A 14,310-nucleotide genomic window follows, 5' to 3' on the forward strand; every position below is an offset into this window, starting at 1 on the left:
ACCACACCTTCAACTGGGAAGGCATCGACGGCACCCGCATCTTCACGCACTTCCCGCCCGTCGACACCTACAACTGCTCGATGAAGGGCAGCGAGATCGCCCACGCGGCGAAGAACTTCAAGGACAAGGGAGTGGCACGGCACTCCCTCGCGCCGACCGGCTGGGGCGACGGCGGTGGCGGCACCACCCGCGAGATGATCGCGAAGGCGGGACGGCTCCGGAACCTGGAGGGCTCGGCGACCGTCGAGTGGGAGACCCCCGCCGCCTTCTTCGAGAAGGCCGAGGCGGAGTACCCGAACGCCCCTGTCTGGGTGGGCGAGTTGTACCTGGAGCTCCACCGCGCCACCCTCACCAGTCAGGCGGGCACCAAGCAGGGCAACCGGCGCAGCGAGCACCTGCTCCGGGAGGCGGAGCTGTGGGCGGCCACGGCCGCTGTCCGGTCGGCTGAATTCACCTATCCCTACGACGAGTTGGACCGCATCTGGAAGACGGTCCTGCTCCACCAGTTCCACGACATCCTGCCCGGCTCGTCCATCGCCTGGGTGCACCGCGAGGCCCGCGCGACCTACGCGAAGGTCGCCGAGGAGCTGAACGGCATCATCGACGTGGCCCAGCGCGCGCTGGCGGGCGACGGCGGCGGCACGGGACCCCTCGTCTTCAACTCCACCCCGCACACCCGCGACGGCGTCCCCGCGGGCGGCGCGCGTCCCGCCGCGATCGACGGCCAGTCGGCGATCGCCTCGCGCGCCGACGGCGGGTACGTCCTCGACAACGGCCTGCTGCGGGTCGAGATCGACGCCCGCGGCCTCGTCGTCTCGGCGTACGACCTCCTGGCCGACCGGGAGACCGTCGCGCCCGGCCAGGCGGCGAATCTTCCGCAGATCCACGCCGACTTCCCGAACATGTGGGACGCGTGGGACGTCGACGAGTTCTACCGGAACACGGTCACCGACCTCACGGAGGCGGAGACGGTCGAGGCGGGCGAGGACGGTGCCTCGGTCCGTGTCGTACGCGGCTTCGGCGCGTCGCGCCTCACGCAGGTGCTGTCTCTGGCGCCCGGCTCCCCGCGTCTGGACATCGACACGGAGGTCGACTGGCACGAGACGGAGAAGTTCCTGAAGCTGGCGTTCCCGCTGGACATCCACGCGGAGCGGTACGCGTCGGAGACGCAGTTCGGCCACTTCTACCGGGCCACGCACACCAACACGAGCTGGGAGGCCGCGAAGTTCGAGGCGTGCAACCACCGCTTCGTGCACGTGGAGGAGCCGGGATGGGGCGTCGCCCTCGTCAACGACTCGACGTACGGCCATGACGTGACCCGCACGGTGCGCGCGTCGGACGCCGGCACGACCACCACGGTCCGCGCCTCGCTCCTGCGCGCCCCGCGTTTCCCCGACCCCGAGACGGACCAGGGCGTCCACCGCTTCCGGCACGCTCTCGTCCCCGGCGCGGCGATCGGCGATGCGGTGCGGGAGGGCTACCGGATCAATCTGCCCGAGCGGCAGATCACGGGTGGGGCGGAGGTGGCACCGCTGGTGTCGGTCGACCATGACGCCGTCGTCGTCACGGCCGTCAAGCTCGCCGACGACGGCAGCGGTGACGTGGTCGTCCGCTTCCACGAGTCGCGCGGTGGCCGGGCGAAGGCGACACTGACCGCGGGCTTCCCGGTCGGCTCCGTCGAGGTGACGGACCTGCTGGAGCGGCCCCTCGCCGATGCTGCCGCGCCGGAGCGCTCGGGCGACGGCGTGGCGCTGACGCTGCGGCCGTTCGAGCTGATGACGCTGCGGCTGACGCGCGCGTGATGTCCCGCTGAGCGGAGGGTGAGCGGAGGGTGAACCGACGCTCAGGCGCCGGACGGGCTGATGTACCAGCCCGTCCGGCGCATCTGCTTCATGCCGAAGGAGACCCTTATCGGCCAGGGGCCGCGCCGAGGCGGGCCGTCCTGTGGTGGAAGGCCCGCCGGACGGCCGGGAATCGCTTGCCGTCGCGCCGCGGATGGACCCGGTTGGCGAGCAGGACGTGGAAGCGTCCCGCGGCCGGGTCCACCCAGAGGCTCGTGCCGGTGAAGCCCGTGTGGCCGTAAGAGTCGGGGCCCATCGCGGCGCCGACCGGTGAGGCGACCGGGTCCTGCCCCTGCCAGCCCAGGCAGCGGCGCAGGTTGAGTCCTTCGGTGTGACACGTGGTCATCTGGTCGAAGGCGGCGGGGCCGAGGAGTCCTTCGCCGCCCCTGACCAGGGCCGCTCCCAGGCGTTCGAGGTCGGCGAGCGGGGCGAAGAGTCCGGCGTGGCCCGCGATGCCGCCGAGGACGACGGCGTTCTCGTCGTGCACCTCACCGGTGACCACCTGGCCCCGCCAGTCGCAGTGCTCCGTGGACACGGCGTGCGCTCGGCCCTCACCGCGCGGCGCGAAGGTCAGGCCGGTCAAACCCAGGGGTTCTGCGACGAGTTGGGCGACGAGTGCGTCCAGCGGCTGGTCGCCCGCGGCCTCCGCGAGCAGGCCGAGCAGGATGAAACCGGGCGACGAGTACGCCACCGCCGTACCCGGCCTGGCCGCGAGCGGGAGTGCGCGCAGGCCGGCGAGGAGTTCCCTGCGGGTGGGGGAGGTGCGGTAGAGCGGCACACCTCCCGGTAGTCCTGAGGTGTGCGCGAGGAGTTGACCGACCGTGATCCGGGCCTTGTCCGTGCCGCGGTAGGCGGGCAGCAGCTCTTCGAGCGGGTCGGTGAGGGCGAGGACGCCGCGCTCGGCCAGGGCGAGCACCACCAGGCCCACCACGGGTTTGGTCACCGATGCCAGATCCCACAGTTCGGTGCCGTCGAGCGCGGGGCCGCCCCAGCGGCGGGTGCCCAGGTGGCCGGAGTCGACGATGCCGTCTCGGGTGCCGACGGACCAGGCGGCGGCGGAGAACAGCTTGTGCCGCCGGGCCTCGGCGAGCAGGTCGCGGGGCGGGCTGACGCGGGGAGCGAGGGCCAGGCTCATTCGCGTACCAGACCCAGCAGTGAACTGCCTCCGGACGACGACGAGATGAGGCCTGCGGCGGCCCGCACCATGGGGCCGAACAGGGCCACGCTGTCCGCGTCGAGCGTGAAGGTCGGGCCGATGATGCCCACCGCGCCCAATGGCCTGCCGTCCGCCCCGAGGACCGGGGCGGCCACGGCGCGCACGTCGGCCTCGGTGTACTCGTCGTCCAGCGCGAACCCCTGGGCGCGGACCGGGGCCAAGGCCGCGAGGACGGCCGCCGGATCCGTGAGCGTCTGCGGGGTCCTTGCCGGAAGGGTGGCCGTCCCGAGGACCTGGGCGGCCTCTTCCTCCGGCAGGGCGGCAAGCATCGCCCGGCCCACGGCGCTGCAGTGCAGCGGGAGCGTGCCGCCGGGCCGCACGGCGAGGCGGTAGGTGTCGGCCGCGTCGGACTGGGCCAGGTGCACGGCGGTGTCCGCGTCCCGCACCGAGTAGTGCGCCACATGTCCCGTACGCAACCGCAGATCGGCCAGGACGGGCCGGGCCAGGCGCAGTTCGGGGCTGTCGGCGAGCGCGGTCGCCGACAGGCCGAGCAGCCGTGGGCCCGCGCGGTATCTGCCGCCCGGCAACGCGACCGCGTAGCCGTTGTCGGCGAGCGTGCCGAGGAGCCGGTGCACCGTGGGCTTGGGCAGCCCGGTGAGCGCCGCGAGGTCCGCGAGCCGGTGCGGGCCGTCCGGCCGCACCAGGGCGTCGAGGACCTCAAGGGCCTTGTCGACAGGGCCTTTGGCGCCGGCCTGGGTGTCCGTCCGGGTGGTGATCCGGGTGTTGACCGCCTTCGTCATGTCGCTTAGCTTAACCCAACCGCGTTCCGGTGAACGGAACGTTCGTGCTGTTCGATGGAACATTGAAAGGGTGCGTGGCGCGTGACCCATCCAGGTATGTCACGGCGTAGAGCCCTGCGCCTTGGAGCACTTGCCGTGCCCTCCCTCGCCGTTCCCGCGGCGCTCACCGGCTGCGGGGCACAGGCCGGAGGCGTGCGCGGCGGGGTGCTGCGGGTGGCGCAGGCAGAGGACCCCTCGACTCTCGATCCGCACAAGCAGGGCGACATGATCACCATGAACGTCCTGATCAACATCTTCGACACCCTCACCGCACGCGACCCCCGCGGACGGCTCGCGCCCCGCCTGGCGCTGTCCTGGTCAGCCCACACCAAGAACACCTGGCGCTTCCGGCTGCGCCGGGGCGTGCGCTTCCACAACGGCGAACCCTGCGACGCTGATGCCGTCAAGTTCAGCATCGAGCGGATCCTCGATCCGGCCACCCGCTCGCCGATCGTCGAACTGCGTTACGTGGAGCGCGTGTCCGTGGTCGACGAGCACACCGTGGACATCCACACCAGCCAGCACGACCCGATCCTGCCCGCCAAACTCTCGCTGTTCGGCGGGGTCGTCGTGCCGCCCAAGCGCATCGCCGAGGTGGGCGACGACGCCTTCGCACGACACCCCATAGGCACCGGCCCCTTCAAGTTCACCAGTTGGCGGCGCGACCGCGAGCTGCGGATGCGGCGCAACACCGGGCACTTCCACGGCACTCCGGACGTCGAGGAGCTCGTCTTCCAGCCGCTGCCCAACCCGGCATCCGCGCTCGCGGCCCTGCAGAGCGGCGAGGTGGACCTGGTCACCGGACTCACCCCCGACGCCGCCCGACAGCTCTCGGGGTACGGGGGCGTGGAGCTGGAGAGCCACCCCGGCACCCGCACCGCCTACCTCAACCTCGACACCCAGGTCGGCCCGCTGCGCGACCGCAGGGTGCGCCAGGCGCTCAACCACGCCGTCGACGTGCCCCTGCTCATCGACGCCGTACTCGACGGGAAAGCCCGCGAAGTGCCCGCGATGATCCCGCACGGAACCTTCGGGTTCGACGAGAAGCTGCGCCCCTACCGCCGCTCCCTGCGCACGGCACGCAGGCTCCTCGCCGAAGCCGGCCACCCCGACGGCTTCTCCACCACCCTCGCCGCGTCCAATACCGACGCTCAGGTCGCCGAGGCCATCTCGGGGCTGCTCGCCCGGGTCGGCGTACGCGCCCGCGTCGAACTCCTCGACCCCGGCACCTACTCGTCGCGGCTCACCTCGAAGAACCGGCACGCGCTCGGCCCCCTCTACCTGGCCGCCAGCTCCGTGTGGACGCTCGACGGCAGCAGCATGGTGCAGTCCATCGTGCGCAGCGACCGGCGCCAGAGCCGCTGGCGCTCCGAGCGGGCCGACGAGCTCGTCGACGCCGAAGAGCTGTCCGTCAGCCCGCAGGCCCGCATCAAGGCCTTCTCCGAACTGCAGCAACTCATCGTCGAAGAGGCACCGTTCGTGCCGCTCTACCAGCAGGACATCATCCTGGCGCGCACCACCCGCGCCCACTGGACCCCCATCGTCAACGGCTCTCTGGCCATGGAGAGCGCGGAGGTTTCCCGATGAGCAAGGCCGCCGCCGCGCCACCCCTGCTGCGGCAGGTCGCGGCACGCCTGGGCACCGCGGTCGGCGTCCTGTTCGCCGTCGCCACCATCGCCTTCCTTCTCGTACGGCTCTCCGGCGACCCCGTCGCGCAACTCCTTCCGCCGGACGCCACCGCCGCACAGGAACACACCCTGCGCGCCCAACTCGGCCTGGACCGGCCACTGGTCGCGCAGTACGGCGACTACCTGTGGGGCCTGCTCCACTTCGACCTCGGCGACTCGCTCGTGCACGGGCGACCCGTCGCCGAGGTCATCGCGGAGCGGCTGCCCGCCACGCTCGAACTCGCCATCGGCGCCATGGTGATCACGCTTCTGGTGGCGGTGCCCGCCGGTATCTACGCGGCGATGCGGCGCGGGCGCGCGGGGGACACCACCGTGATGACGGCCGTCCTGCTCGGCCAGTCGACGCCGCCCTTCTGGATCGGCATCCTGCTGATCCTGGTCTTCTCCGTACAGCTCAAGGCGCTGCCCGCGTCCGGCTACGGCACCTTCGCCCATCTCGTGCTCCCGGCCATCACCTTGGCCGTGTACTCGGTCGCCGTGATCGCCAGGCTGCTGCGGTCCTCTCTCATCGACGTACTCGGCACCGACCACATCCGCACGTCACGCGCCAAGGGCCTCAGCCCCGGCAAGGTCGTCCTCGCCCACGGACTGCGCAACGCGGCGCTGCCGACCGTCACGGTGATCGGCCTGGAGTTCGGCGGGCTGCTCGGCGGCGCCATCCTCACCGAGCAGGTCTTCTCCTGGCCGGGCATCGGACGGCTCACCGTCGAGGCCATCTCGCACCGCGACTTCCCGATGGTGCAGGCGGCGGTCCTCTTCTTCGCCGCGGCGTTCGTCCTCGTCAACCTGCTCGTCGACCTGTCCTACAGCTTCCTCGACCCGAGAGTGCGGGCCCAGCGATGACCACCACCCAGACGACCGACGAGGCGGCCACCGCACCGCTGCCGCCCGCGAAGACCCCTCGCATACGGTCCGCCGCCCTGCGCACCTTGCTGCGCAACCGCCTGGCCTGCGTCGCGCTCGGCGTCCTCGCCCTGATGGTGATCGCGGCGGTGTTCGCCCCGCTGCTCGCGCCGCACGACCCGGCCGCCCAGAACCTGCTGGTCCGGCTGAAGCCTCCGGCCTGGCAGGACGGCGGCAGCATGAGCCACCCGCTGGGTACCGATCAACTCGGCCGCGACCTGCTCTCCCGCGTGATCCACGGTTCGCGGATCTCGCTGCTCGTCGGCGTCGGCGCCGCTCTGCTCGCCGGAGTCGCGGGCGCGGCCTGCGGCCTGTTCGCCGGATACCGCGGCGGCCGGTTCGACCGGCTCCTGATGCGGGCCGCCGATATCCAACTGGCCTTCCCCTCCCTGCTCCTGGCGCTCGCCATCGTCGGATTCCTGGGCTCGGGCCTGTGGAACGTGGTGCTCGTGCTCGGCTTCACCGGCTGGGTCTCCTACGCCCGCGTGGTGCGCGCCGAGGTGCTCTCGCTGCGCTCGCGGGACTACATCACCCAGGCCCGCGCCACCGGCGTACGCGACTTCACCATCCTGCGCCGCCACCTCCTGCCCAATGTGATGGCGCCCCTCGCGACGATCGGCACCCTGCACATCGCGGCGGCCATCGTCGCCGAGGCCTCGCTCAGCTATCTGGGGCTGGGCGTTCCCAAGGAGACCGTCACCTGGGGAGCGATGCTCGCCGACGGCCAGCTGTATCTCGGCACCGCGTGGTGGATCGCCGTCTTCCCCGGGCTCGCGCTGATGCTCACCTCCCTCTCCATCAACATCACCGGTGACGCCCTGCGGGACGTCGCAGACCCGAAGGCGTACCGCCGATGAAGCCACTCCTGCAGATCAAGGACCTGTCCGTCGACTTCCGCATCGGCTCCGGACCGGTGCACGCCGTGCGCGGCGTCAGCCTCGACCTCCACGCGGGCGAGACCCTCGCCGTGGTGGGCGAGTCGGGCAGCGGCAAGTCCGCCACCCTCCTCTCCGTCCTGCGACTCAACCCCGAACCCCCGTGCGTCTACACGGGCGGGGAGATCCTCCTCGACGGACAGGACCTGCTCGCCCTGCCGGAGAAGCAGCTCCGCTCGGTCCGCGGCAACGACATCGCCATGATCTTCCAGGACCCGATGACCAGCCTCGACCCCCTCCAACGCGTGGGCCACCAGGTCGCCGAGGTGCTCCAGCGGCACCGGGGAGCCTCACGCGCCGAGGCCCGCGAGGAGGCGGTGCGCGCCCTCGGCGAGGTGGGCATCCCCGAACCCGGGCGCCGCGCCCGGCAGTACCCGCACGAACTCTCCGGCGGCCTGCGCCAACGCGTCATGATCGCCACCGCGCTCGTCGGGCGCCCCCGGGTACTCATCGCCGACGAACCCACGACCGCCCTCGACGTCACCGTGCAGCGCCAGATCCTCGAACTCCTCGACGAACTGCGCGAGCGGCACGGCATGGCCGTCGTACTGATCACCCACGACCTGGGCGTGGTGGCCGAGACCGCCGACCGCGTCGTGGTGATGCACCACGGCCGGGTCGTGGAGAGCGGATACGTCGAGGACGTCTTCGAGGACCCGCAGCAGGACTACACCCGGCGGCTGCTCGCCGCGACCCCCCGACTGGAGTCGGCATGACGACGCTGCTCGAACTGAACGGCCTGCGCAAGGAGTTCGGCACCGGACCCGGCGCGACCGTCGCCGTCGACGACATCTCGCTGACCGTCACCGAAGGCGAGACGCTCGCCCTGGTGGGCGAGTCGGGGTCCGGGAAGACCACCCTCACCCGGCTGCTCCTCGCGCTCACCGAACCGACCGCGGGCAGTGTCCGCTTCGAGGGCCGCGACCTGGCCGGACTCCCCGCCGCCGAACTGCGCCGGATGCGCGCCCACATGCAGGTGGTGCTTCAGGACCCGTACTCCAGCATGAATCCGCGCCTGCGCATCACCGACATCGTCGGCGAACCCCTGGTCACGCATGACCCCTCCTATCGGGGCCGACGGGGCAGGGACCGGCTGCGCGAGCGGGTCGGGGAGCTCCTGACGGGGGTGGGGCTCGACGCGGGGCTGCAGGACCGATACCCGCACGAGTTCTCCGGCGGGCAGCGCCAGCGTGTCTCGATCGCCCGCGCGCTGGCGCCGGAGCCGCGCCTCGTGGTGCTCGACGAACCGACCAGCGCGCTCGACGTCTCGGTGCAGGCCCAAGTCCTCGACCTGCTCACCGAGTTGCAGCGACGCCTCGGGCTCACCTATGTGTTCGTCTCGCACAACCTCGCCGTCGTCCAGCAGGTCGCCGACCGGGTGGCCGTCATGCGCCACGGCCGCATCGTCGAGGCCGGGACCGCGGATGCCGTCCTCAAGCACCCGCGGCACCCCTATACGCGCGAGCTGCTCGCCGCGGTTCCTCGCCCTGACGGCTACCGCGACCGGCGTACGGCGAGGGCCCGATGAGAGGGGCCGCGCAGGCGGGGCTACGCGTGGGTCAGGACAAGACCGGCCCCGCCGAGCAGCGCCACGTCGTCCGGGCCGACCTCACCGAGCAGCGCACGCGGCGGCTCGGCCGTCGACCAGGCCGTGTCCCGACGCAGGCGCTCCTCGATGCGGGCCCGGAAGGCTTCGCCGCCCTCGCGGGCCTCACCGTGCAGCACGAACAGGCCGGGGGCGAAGAGCTGCTGCACGTTGACCAGGCCGAGGGCGAGATTGTCCGCGTACTCCTCGACGAGCGAGCGGGCCACGGCGTCCGTACGGTCGGCGAGATCCGCCAGGGACTCCACCCCGGTCAGCCCCGCCGACCGCGCCCGCTGCCGCAGCCAGCGGGTGGTCGCCATCGTCTTCCAGCAGCCGCGCGCCCCGCACGTGCACGGCTCGCCACTGGCCGCCACCGTCATATGGGCGCCGCTGCGACCGCCGTGCGGGGCGAGCACCGCGCCCTCGTAGAGGATCCCGACGCCAAGGACCTCTCCCGTCGATACCGAGGCGAAGGTGCGCCGGCCACGGCCCGCGCCGAACCAGCGGTCGCCCAGGACCTGCAGGCGGGCCCGGTGCTCGACATGGACGGGCACGCCCACCAGTTCGCGCAGCACGTCCGCTACCGGGTAGCCGTGCAGCGCCGGGACGTCGTTGCACTCCAGGACCGTGCCCGTCACCGGGTCCACCAGGCCCGCGGCGGCGACCCCGATGCCGGACGGCGCCCGGCCGGGAGCGGCGAAGCAGGCCTGGGCAGCCTCCCGCAGCGCGCCGTCCACGCAGTCCCGCGGGCCGGTCGCGTCGAAGGCCGTCTCGGTGCGGTGCAGCAACTCGCCCGCGCGCGAGACCAGCGCGGCCCGGACCACTCCGGGCAGCACCTCCACCGCACCGAGGGCCGGGCGCGGCGCGGGCGGCAGCGGCGCCGGGTCGGGGACCAGACGCAGCGGGGGACGTTCAACAGCCATGCGCAGACTCTGCCACGGCACGATCCGAGGAGACAGACCGGTGCTTGACCTGACCGAGCTCACCTGGCGCCAGACACGGGAGGCGGGGCGCGGAGGCATCGCGCTGCTGCCCATCGGCTCCCAGGAACAGCACGCCGAGCATCTGCCGATGGGCACCGACACGCTGCTCGCGGGCGCCGTCGTGGACCGCGCCGCGGCCCTGCTGGACGAGGACGGACCCCACGTAGTACGGCTGCCCGTGCTGCCCTACGGCCACAGCCCGCACCATCTCTTCGCCGCCGCGGTCTCGCTCTCCGCGGCGACGCTCGGCGCGGTGCTCGGCGACGTACTGAGCTCGCTGAGCCGCAGCGGCTTCCGCAGGATCATGATCGTCAACGGTCACGGCGGCAACGACGAAGTGATGCGCCTGGCCATCAAGGAGTTCGCCCTGCACACGGACGTCGCCCTGGCCGCCTGCTCGTACTGGAGCCTGGGCGGGGCCGACGACGAGGGGCGCCCCGATGTGACGCCCGGCCACGCGGGCTGGTTCGAGACCTCCCTGATGCTGGCCGCGCGCCCCGACCTGGTGCGGACCCCGCTGCCGGTGCGCGAGCCGGTGCAGCCGCCGCCCCTGTTCGACCGGCCACCGCACCCCGGCCTGAGCGTCGAGCGGTACGGCGAGTGGGAGCGGGTGGGCGGCGCCACCGATGATCCTTCCGGCGCCGACGGGGAGCGGGGCGAGCGGCTGCTCGCCGCGCGGGCGGCGCAACTGGCGGAGGCGATCCGCGCCTTCGACGCGGCGACCCGGCCGCAGGGCAAGTGAACGAGAACGAACCGAGGAGCCCCTGAGTCCCATGAAGATCACCGATGTCGATGTGCGGGTCGTGAACCTGCCGCTGACCAACCCGTTCACCAGCTCCTTCGAGACCAAGACCGGCGAGACCCGCACCGTGGTGCGGATCCGGACCGACGACGGTCTGATCGGCTGGGGCGAGACGATGTGGGGGCAGCCCGTAGCGGCGCTCGTCCGCAAGCTCGCCGACGACCTGATAGGAACCAGCCCGTTCGCCCTTGAGTCGTTCCACCGCAAGCAGCACATGGTGCCGTTCTTCCACGGCTACCTCGGCTACGCGGCCATCGCCGCTCTCGACGTCGCGTGCTGGGACCTGATGGGAAAGTCCAGCGGGCACTCGGTGACCGAGCTCCTGGGGGGCGCGGTGCGCGAGCAGGTGCCGCTGACCGCGCTCATCACCCGCGCCGACGCGGGCGGCGCGACCGGTGAGGCGCTGGGCCCCGCGCTCGCCGAGCACACCGCCAAGGTCGTCGCCGAGGGCGGCTTCCAGGCCGTGAAGCTGAAGGGCACCACCGACATCGACGGTGACGTGCGGATCCTGCGCGCCATCCGCGCGGTACTGCCCGGGATCAAACTGCGGGTGGACCCGAACGCCGCCTGGTCGGTGCCGGACACGGTGAGTGCCGGGCGGGCCCTGGAGGACCTGGACCTGGAGTACCTGGAGGATCCCTGCGTGGGGATCGAGGGCATGAGCCAGGTCCACGCCCAGGTCCGCATCCCGCTGTGCACCAACATGTGCGTGGTCCGCTTCGAGGACTTCGCACCGGCGATGCGGCTGCGGGCCGTCGACATCATCCACGGCGACGTCTACAAGTGGGGCGGCATCGCGCCGACCAAGGCCCTGGCCGCGCACTGCGAGACCTTCGGCCTCGGCATGAACCTGCACAGCGGCGGCGAGCTGGGCATCGCCACGGCTGCGCATCTGGCGGTAGTGGCCAGCACGCCGGTCCTCAACCGGGCCATCGACTCCATGTACTACCTCCACGCCGACGACATCATCGAGCCGCTGGAACTGAGCGAGGGCCGCCTGACCGTGCCCCAGGGCCCCGGCCTGGGCGTCACGGTCGACGAGGACAAACTGCGGCACTACGCCGCGGTCAACGAGCGCGAGGGAGACCTGACCGGATGACCGAGATCCACACGGATGCCGCCCCTCGGCCCGCGGGCGCGTACAACCAGGGAATCGAGGCGGCGGGCACCATCTGGACCGCGGGCTTCGGCCCTCAGGACCCGGCCACGGGCGCCGTCGCCGACACGGTCGGCGCCCAGACGGTCCAGGCCCTGCGCAACGTCGAGGCCGTGCTCAAGGCGCGGGGTCTGGGCCTGGAGGACGTGGTGAAGACCACGGTCCACCTGCAGCACCTGCACCGCGACTTCCAGGAGTTCAACGAGGCCTACGAAGAGTTCTTCACCACGCCCTTCCCCGCCCGGCCCTTCCCCGCCCGCACGACGGTCGGCTCGGACCTGATGAACATCCTCGTGGAGATCGACGTGGTGGCGGTCCGCCGGTCACGGCCCTCCCGCTAGTCGTCCAACTGCATCCGCAGCCACTCCTCCACCTCTCCCACATGCGCCGCCGCCGCGGCCCTCGCCGCCTCCGGGTCCCTGGCCACCAGGGCCCGGTGGATGCGGGCGTGTTCGCGGCGGGTGCGTTCGAAGGCGCCCTCCTCCTGGTAGCCGCGCCATACCCGTGCCCGGAACGTGCGCGAGGACAGGCCCTCCAGGATCGCCGCCATCGTGTCGTTGCCCGCCGCCAGGGCGATCGTGCGGTGGAACGCCAGGTCGTGGGAGAGGATCTCCTCCGGGTCCTCCGTGGCGTTCATCGCCTCCAAATGCTTCTCGACGTCCGCGAGTTGGTCCGTCGATATGCGTGCTGCCGCCAGCGCCGTCGCGGTGGATTCCAGGACCCGGCGTACCTCCAGGAGCTCCACGAGCCGTGGACCGCGTGACAGGTCGGCCACGACGCCGAAGGTTTCCAGGAGGTCGCCGGCCTCCAACTGCGTGACGTAGATGCCCGAGCCGTGCCGGGCCTCCAGGACGCCCATCACCGTGAGCGCGCGAATCGCCTCCCGCATCGAACTGCGCGAGATGCCCAGCTGCGTGGCCAAGTCCCGTTCCGTCGGCAGGCGTTCGCCCGGCTCGAGCCGACCCTCGCCGATCATCGCCTTGATCTGCTCGATGGCGCGCCCGGTCACGGTGCCCTTCTGCGGGGCGGTCTGGTCCACGTAACGCTCCTCCACTAGCCGAGTGCGCCGCAGTCTAACCAGAGATGTGGTCGGACCACTATGGCTCAAAACCAGGAAAACTTGGCGCCGAGGGGTGTTGGGGGCACCAAGTGGTCTGATAAATATTCGCCCATCGGTCGCTGAGAACCGATGAGAACCAGCGCGGAATCGCCGGTACTTGGTCCGATCCCGCTCGATTCCCACTTGCACCCCCGCTTGACCCCCGCTTGATCCACGCTCGATCCACGCCCGATCCCAGGTCGATTCACGCTCGGTGAGGAGCCGTCAGATGGCCGGCAGAACAGTGCGCAACAGGTCCAGCAGGACGGGGATTTCGCGGGCGGCGACGATCGCCGCCGCCGCGGCCTGCGCGTCCCTCGTGCTCACGGCATGTGGCAGTACGAAGGACAGTGCGGCGCCCGCGGGCGGCGAAGGCGGGGGAGAGGGCAAGGTCGGGGTGATCCTGCCCCTGCTGACCTCGCCGTTCTGGCAGTCGTACAACGACTACGTGCCGAAGATGGCGAAGTCCGAGGACGTCGACGCGCTCAAGACGGTCAACTCCAACAGCGACCCGTCGCAGCAGATCACCGACATCAACAACCAGCTCAATCAGGGGGTGAAGGGGCTCGTCGTCGCGCCGCTCGACAGCGCCGCCATCTCCGCGGGGCTCGACCAGGCCGAACGCAAGGGCGTCCCCGTGGTCGCCGTCGACGTAGCCCCCGAGAAGGGCAAGGTCGCGATGGTCGTGCGGGCCAACAACGTCGCGTACGGCGAGAAGGCCTGCGAATACCTCGGCAAGCAGGTCAAGACCGGCAAGGTCGTCCAGATCATGGGAGACCTTGCCTCCGTCAACGGCCGTGAGCGCTCCGAGGCCTTCCGCACCTGCGTGAAGAAGAAGTTCCCCGAGCTCAAGGTCCTGGAGATCCCCGCCAAGTGGGAGTCCGACACCGCAGCGTCGAAGCTGGACACACTGCTCAATTCCAACCCCGACATCAAGGGCATCTACATGCAGGCGGGCGGCGTCTATCTCGCGCCCACCCTGCAGACCCTGAAGTCCAAGGGCATGCTGAAGAAGGCGGGCGAGAAGGGGCACATCACCGTCATCTCGAACGACGGCATCCCGCAGGAGTTCGACGCCATCCGCAAGGGCCAGATCGACGCCACCGTCTCGCAGCCCGCCGACGCGTACGCCAAGTACGGGATGTACTACATCAAGGCCGCGATGAACGGGAAGAAGTTCAAGCCCGGCCCGACCGACCACGACTCCACCATCGTGAAGCTGCCCAGCGGCATTCTCGAGGACCAACTGCCCGCCCCGCTGGTCACCAAGGAGAACGTGGACGACTCCAAGCTGTGGGGCAACACGGTCAAATGAGTACGCCG

General features: G+C 71.2%; 14 protein-coding genes. 10 read left to right on the plus strand and 4 right to left on the minus strand.

Going from position 1 to position 14,310, the window contains the following annotated elements; genetic code table 11:
* Window positions 1-1,802: alpha-mannosidase (locus tag AC5P1C_RS29180; RefSeq protein ID WP_493868920.1), on the plus strand; the 1,802-nt coding region annotated here is incomplete at its 5' end.
* A gap of 106 nt (window positions 1,803-1,908) precedes the next feature.
* On the opposite strand, the gene AC5P1C_RS29185 is transcribed toward AC5P1C_RS29180, so the two are convergent.
* Together AC5P1C_RS29185 and AC5P1C_RS29190 are read right to left on the minus strand one after the other, a co-directional pair.
* Complete coding sequence (locus AC5P1C_RS29185) at window positions 1,909-2,976, minus strand: serine hydrolase domain-containing protein (protein ID WP_493868921.1); 1,068 nt, start codon at window positions 2,974-2,976, stop codon at window positions 1,909-1,911.
* Window positions 2,973-3,797 carry an IclR family transcriptional regulator gene (locus AC5P1C_RS29190; RefSeq protein ID WP_493868922.1) on the minus strand — a complete coding sequence of 275 codons (825 nt, stop codon included), beginning with the start codon at window positions 3,795-3,797 and terminating at the stop codon, window positions 2,973-2,975. The genes AC5P1C_RS29185 and AC5P1C_RS29190 overlap by 4 nt, the downstream gene beginning before the upstream one ends.
* Window positions 3,798-3,893: 96 nt before the next feature.
* Here AC5P1C_RS29190 and AC5P1C_RS29195 point away from each other — a divergent pair, with 96 nt between their 5' ends.
* From AC5P1C_RS29195 to AC5P1C_RS29215, 5 genes are read left to right on the plus strand one after another with little or no spacing between them, the layout of a single operon-like run.
* Window positions 3,894-5,423: an ABC transporter substrate-binding protein gene (locus tag AC5P1C_RS29195; protein ID WP_493868923.1), complete on the plus strand. Its 1,530-nt coding sequence runs from the start codon at window positions 3,894-3,896 to the stop codon at window positions 5,421-5,423.
* Complete coding sequence (locus AC5P1C_RS29200; RefSeq protein ID WP_493868924.1) at window positions 5,420-6,367, plus strand: ABC transporter permease; 948 nt, start codon at window positions 5,420-5,422, stop codon at window positions 6,365-6,367. Before AC5P1C_RS29195 ends, AC5P1C_RS29200 begins: the two co-directional genes overlap by 4 nt.
* The gene (locus AC5P1C_RS29205; RefSeq protein ID WP_493868925.1) at window positions 6,364-7,284 is read left to right on the plus strand and encodes an ABC transporter permease; all 921 of its coding nucleotides are present in this window, start codon (window positions 6,364-6,366) and stop codon (window positions 7,282-7,284) included. Before AC5P1C_RS29200 ends, AC5P1C_RS29205 begins: the two co-directional genes overlap by 4 nt.
* Window positions 7,281-8,078, plus strand: a complete 798-nt coding sequence (locus AC5P1C_RS29210) for an ATP-binding cassette domain-containing protein (RefSeq protein ID WP_493868926.1) — start codon at window positions 7,281-7,283, stop codon at window positions 8,076-8,078. Before AC5P1C_RS29205 ends, AC5P1C_RS29210 begins: the two co-directional genes overlap by 4 nt.
* Window positions 8,075-8,890, plus strand: a complete 816-nt coding sequence (locus AC5P1C_RS29215; protein WP_493868927.1) for an ATP-binding cassette domain-containing protein — start codon at window positions 8,075-8,077, stop codon at window positions 8,888-8,890. The genes AC5P1C_RS29210 and AC5P1C_RS29215 overlap by 4 nt, the downstream gene beginning before the upstream one ends.
* 20 nt (window positions 8,891-8,910) lie before the next feature.
* Here AC5P1C_RS29215 and AC5P1C_RS29220 read toward each other — a convergent pair whose 3' ends face one another.
* Entirely contained in the window at window positions 8,911-9,870 is a 960-nt protein-coding gene (locus tag AC5P1C_RS29220; protein ID WP_493868928.1) for an ROK family protein, read from the minus strand.
* Here AC5P1C_RS29220 and AC5P1C_RS29225 point away from each other — a divergent pair.
* From AC5P1C_RS29225 to AC5P1C_RS29235, 3 genes are read left to right on the plus strand one after another with little or no spacing between them, the layout of a single operon-like run.
* Entirely contained in the window at window positions 9,869-10,672 is an 804-nt protein-coding gene (locus tag AC5P1C_RS29225) for a creatininase family protein (protein ID WP_493868929.1), read from the plus strand. The genes AC5P1C_RS29220 and AC5P1C_RS29225 overlap by 2 nt on opposite strands.
* Window positions 10,673-10,703: 31 nt before the next feature.
* Window positions 10,704-11,831 (plus strand): mandelate racemase/muconate lactonizing enzyme family protein, encoded by a 1,128-nt coding sequence (locus AC5P1C_RS29230; protein ID WP_493868930.1) that lies wholly within the window; start codon window positions 10,704-10,706, stop codon window positions 11,829-11,831.
* Window positions 11,828-12,229: a RidA family protein gene (locus tag AC5P1C_RS29235; protein WP_493868931.1), complete on the plus strand. Its 402-nt coding sequence runs from the start codon at window positions 11,828-11,830 to the stop codon at window positions 12,227-12,229. The genes AC5P1C_RS29230 and AC5P1C_RS29235 overlap by 4 nt, the downstream gene beginning before the upstream one ends.
* Here the strand turns inward: AC5P1C_RS29235 and AC5P1C_RS29240 are convergent.
* Window positions 12,226-12,927, minus strand: coding sequence for a FadR/GntR family transcriptional regulator (locus AC5P1C_RS29240; RefSeq protein WP_493868932.1), 702 nt, complete (start codon window positions 12,925-12,927; stop codon window positions 12,226-12,228). The two genes, AC5P1C_RS29235 and AC5P1C_RS29240, sit on opposite strands and share 4 nt — an antisense overlap.
* A 289-nt stretch (window positions 12,928-13,216) precedes the next feature.
* Here AC5P1C_RS29240 and AC5P1C_RS29245 point away from each other — a divergent pair, with 289 nt between their 5' ends.
* Window positions 13,217-14,302, plus strand: coding sequence for a sugar ABC transporter substrate-binding protein (locus tag AC5P1C_RS29245; RefSeq protein WP_493868933.1), 1,086 nt, complete (start codon window positions 13,217-13,219; stop codon window positions 14,300-14,302).
* The last annotated feature ends 8 nt before the right edge of the window (window positions 14,303-14,310 follow it).

It is taken from the genome of Streptomyces sp. A18, assembly GCF_059026065.1.

What these genes read in the sequence shown, in the direction of transcription:
- AC5P1C_RS29220 (WP_493868928.1), bottom strand. Translation starts at nt 9,870, where the DNA reads ATGGCTGTTGAACGTCCCCCGCTGCGTCTGGTCCCCGACCCGGCGCCG.
- AC5P1C_RS29215 (WP_493868927.1), top strand. Translation starts at nt 8,075, where the DNA reads ATGACGACGCTGCTCGAACTGAACGGCCTGCGCAAGGAGTTCGGCACC.
- AC5P1C_RS29205 (WP_493868925.1), top strand. Translation starts at nt 6,364, where the DNA reads ATGACCACCACCCAGACGACCGACGAGGCGGCCACCGCACCGCTGCCG.
- AC5P1C_RS29200 (WP_493868924.1), top strand. Translation starts at nt 5,420, where the DNA reads ATGAGCAAGGCCGCCGCCGCGCCACCCCTGCTGCGGCAGGTCGCGGCA.
- AC5P1C_RS29235 (WP_493868931.1), top strand. Translation starts at nt 11,828, where the DNA reads ATGACCGAGATCCACACGGATGCCGCCCCTCGGCCCGCGGGCGCGTAC.
- AC5P1C_RS29185 (WP_493868921.1), bottom strand. Translation starts at nt 2,976, where the DNA reads ATGAGCCTGGCCCTCGCTCCCCGCGTCAGCCCGCCCCGCGACCTGCTC.
- AC5P1C_RS29210 (WP_493868926.1), top strand. Translation starts at nt 7,281, where the DNA reads ATGAAGCCACTCCTGCAGATCAAGGACCTGTCCGTCGACTTCCGCATC.
- AC5P1C_RS29225 (WP_493868929.1), top strand. Translation starts at nt 9,869, where the DNA reads ATGCGCAGACTCTGCCACGGCACGATCCGAGGAGACAGACCGGTGCTT.
- AC5P1C_RS29190 (WP_493868922.1), bottom strand. Translation starts at nt 3,797, where the DNA reads ATGACGAAGGCGGTCAACACCCGGATCACCACCCGGACGGACACCCAG.
- AC5P1C_RS29245 (WP_493868933.1), top strand. Translation starts at nt 13,217, where the DNA reads ATGGCCGGCAGAACAGTGCGCAACAGGTCCAGCAGGACGGGGATTTCG.
- AC5P1C_RS29195 (WP_493868923.1), top strand. Translation starts at nt 3,894, where the DNA reads ATGTCACGGCGTAGAGCCCTGCGCCTTGGAGCACTTGCCGTGCCCTCC.
- AC5P1C_RS29230 (WP_493868930.1), top strand. Translation starts at nt 10,704, where the DNA reads ATGAAGATCACCGATGTCGATGTGCGGGTCGTGAACCTGCCGCTGACC.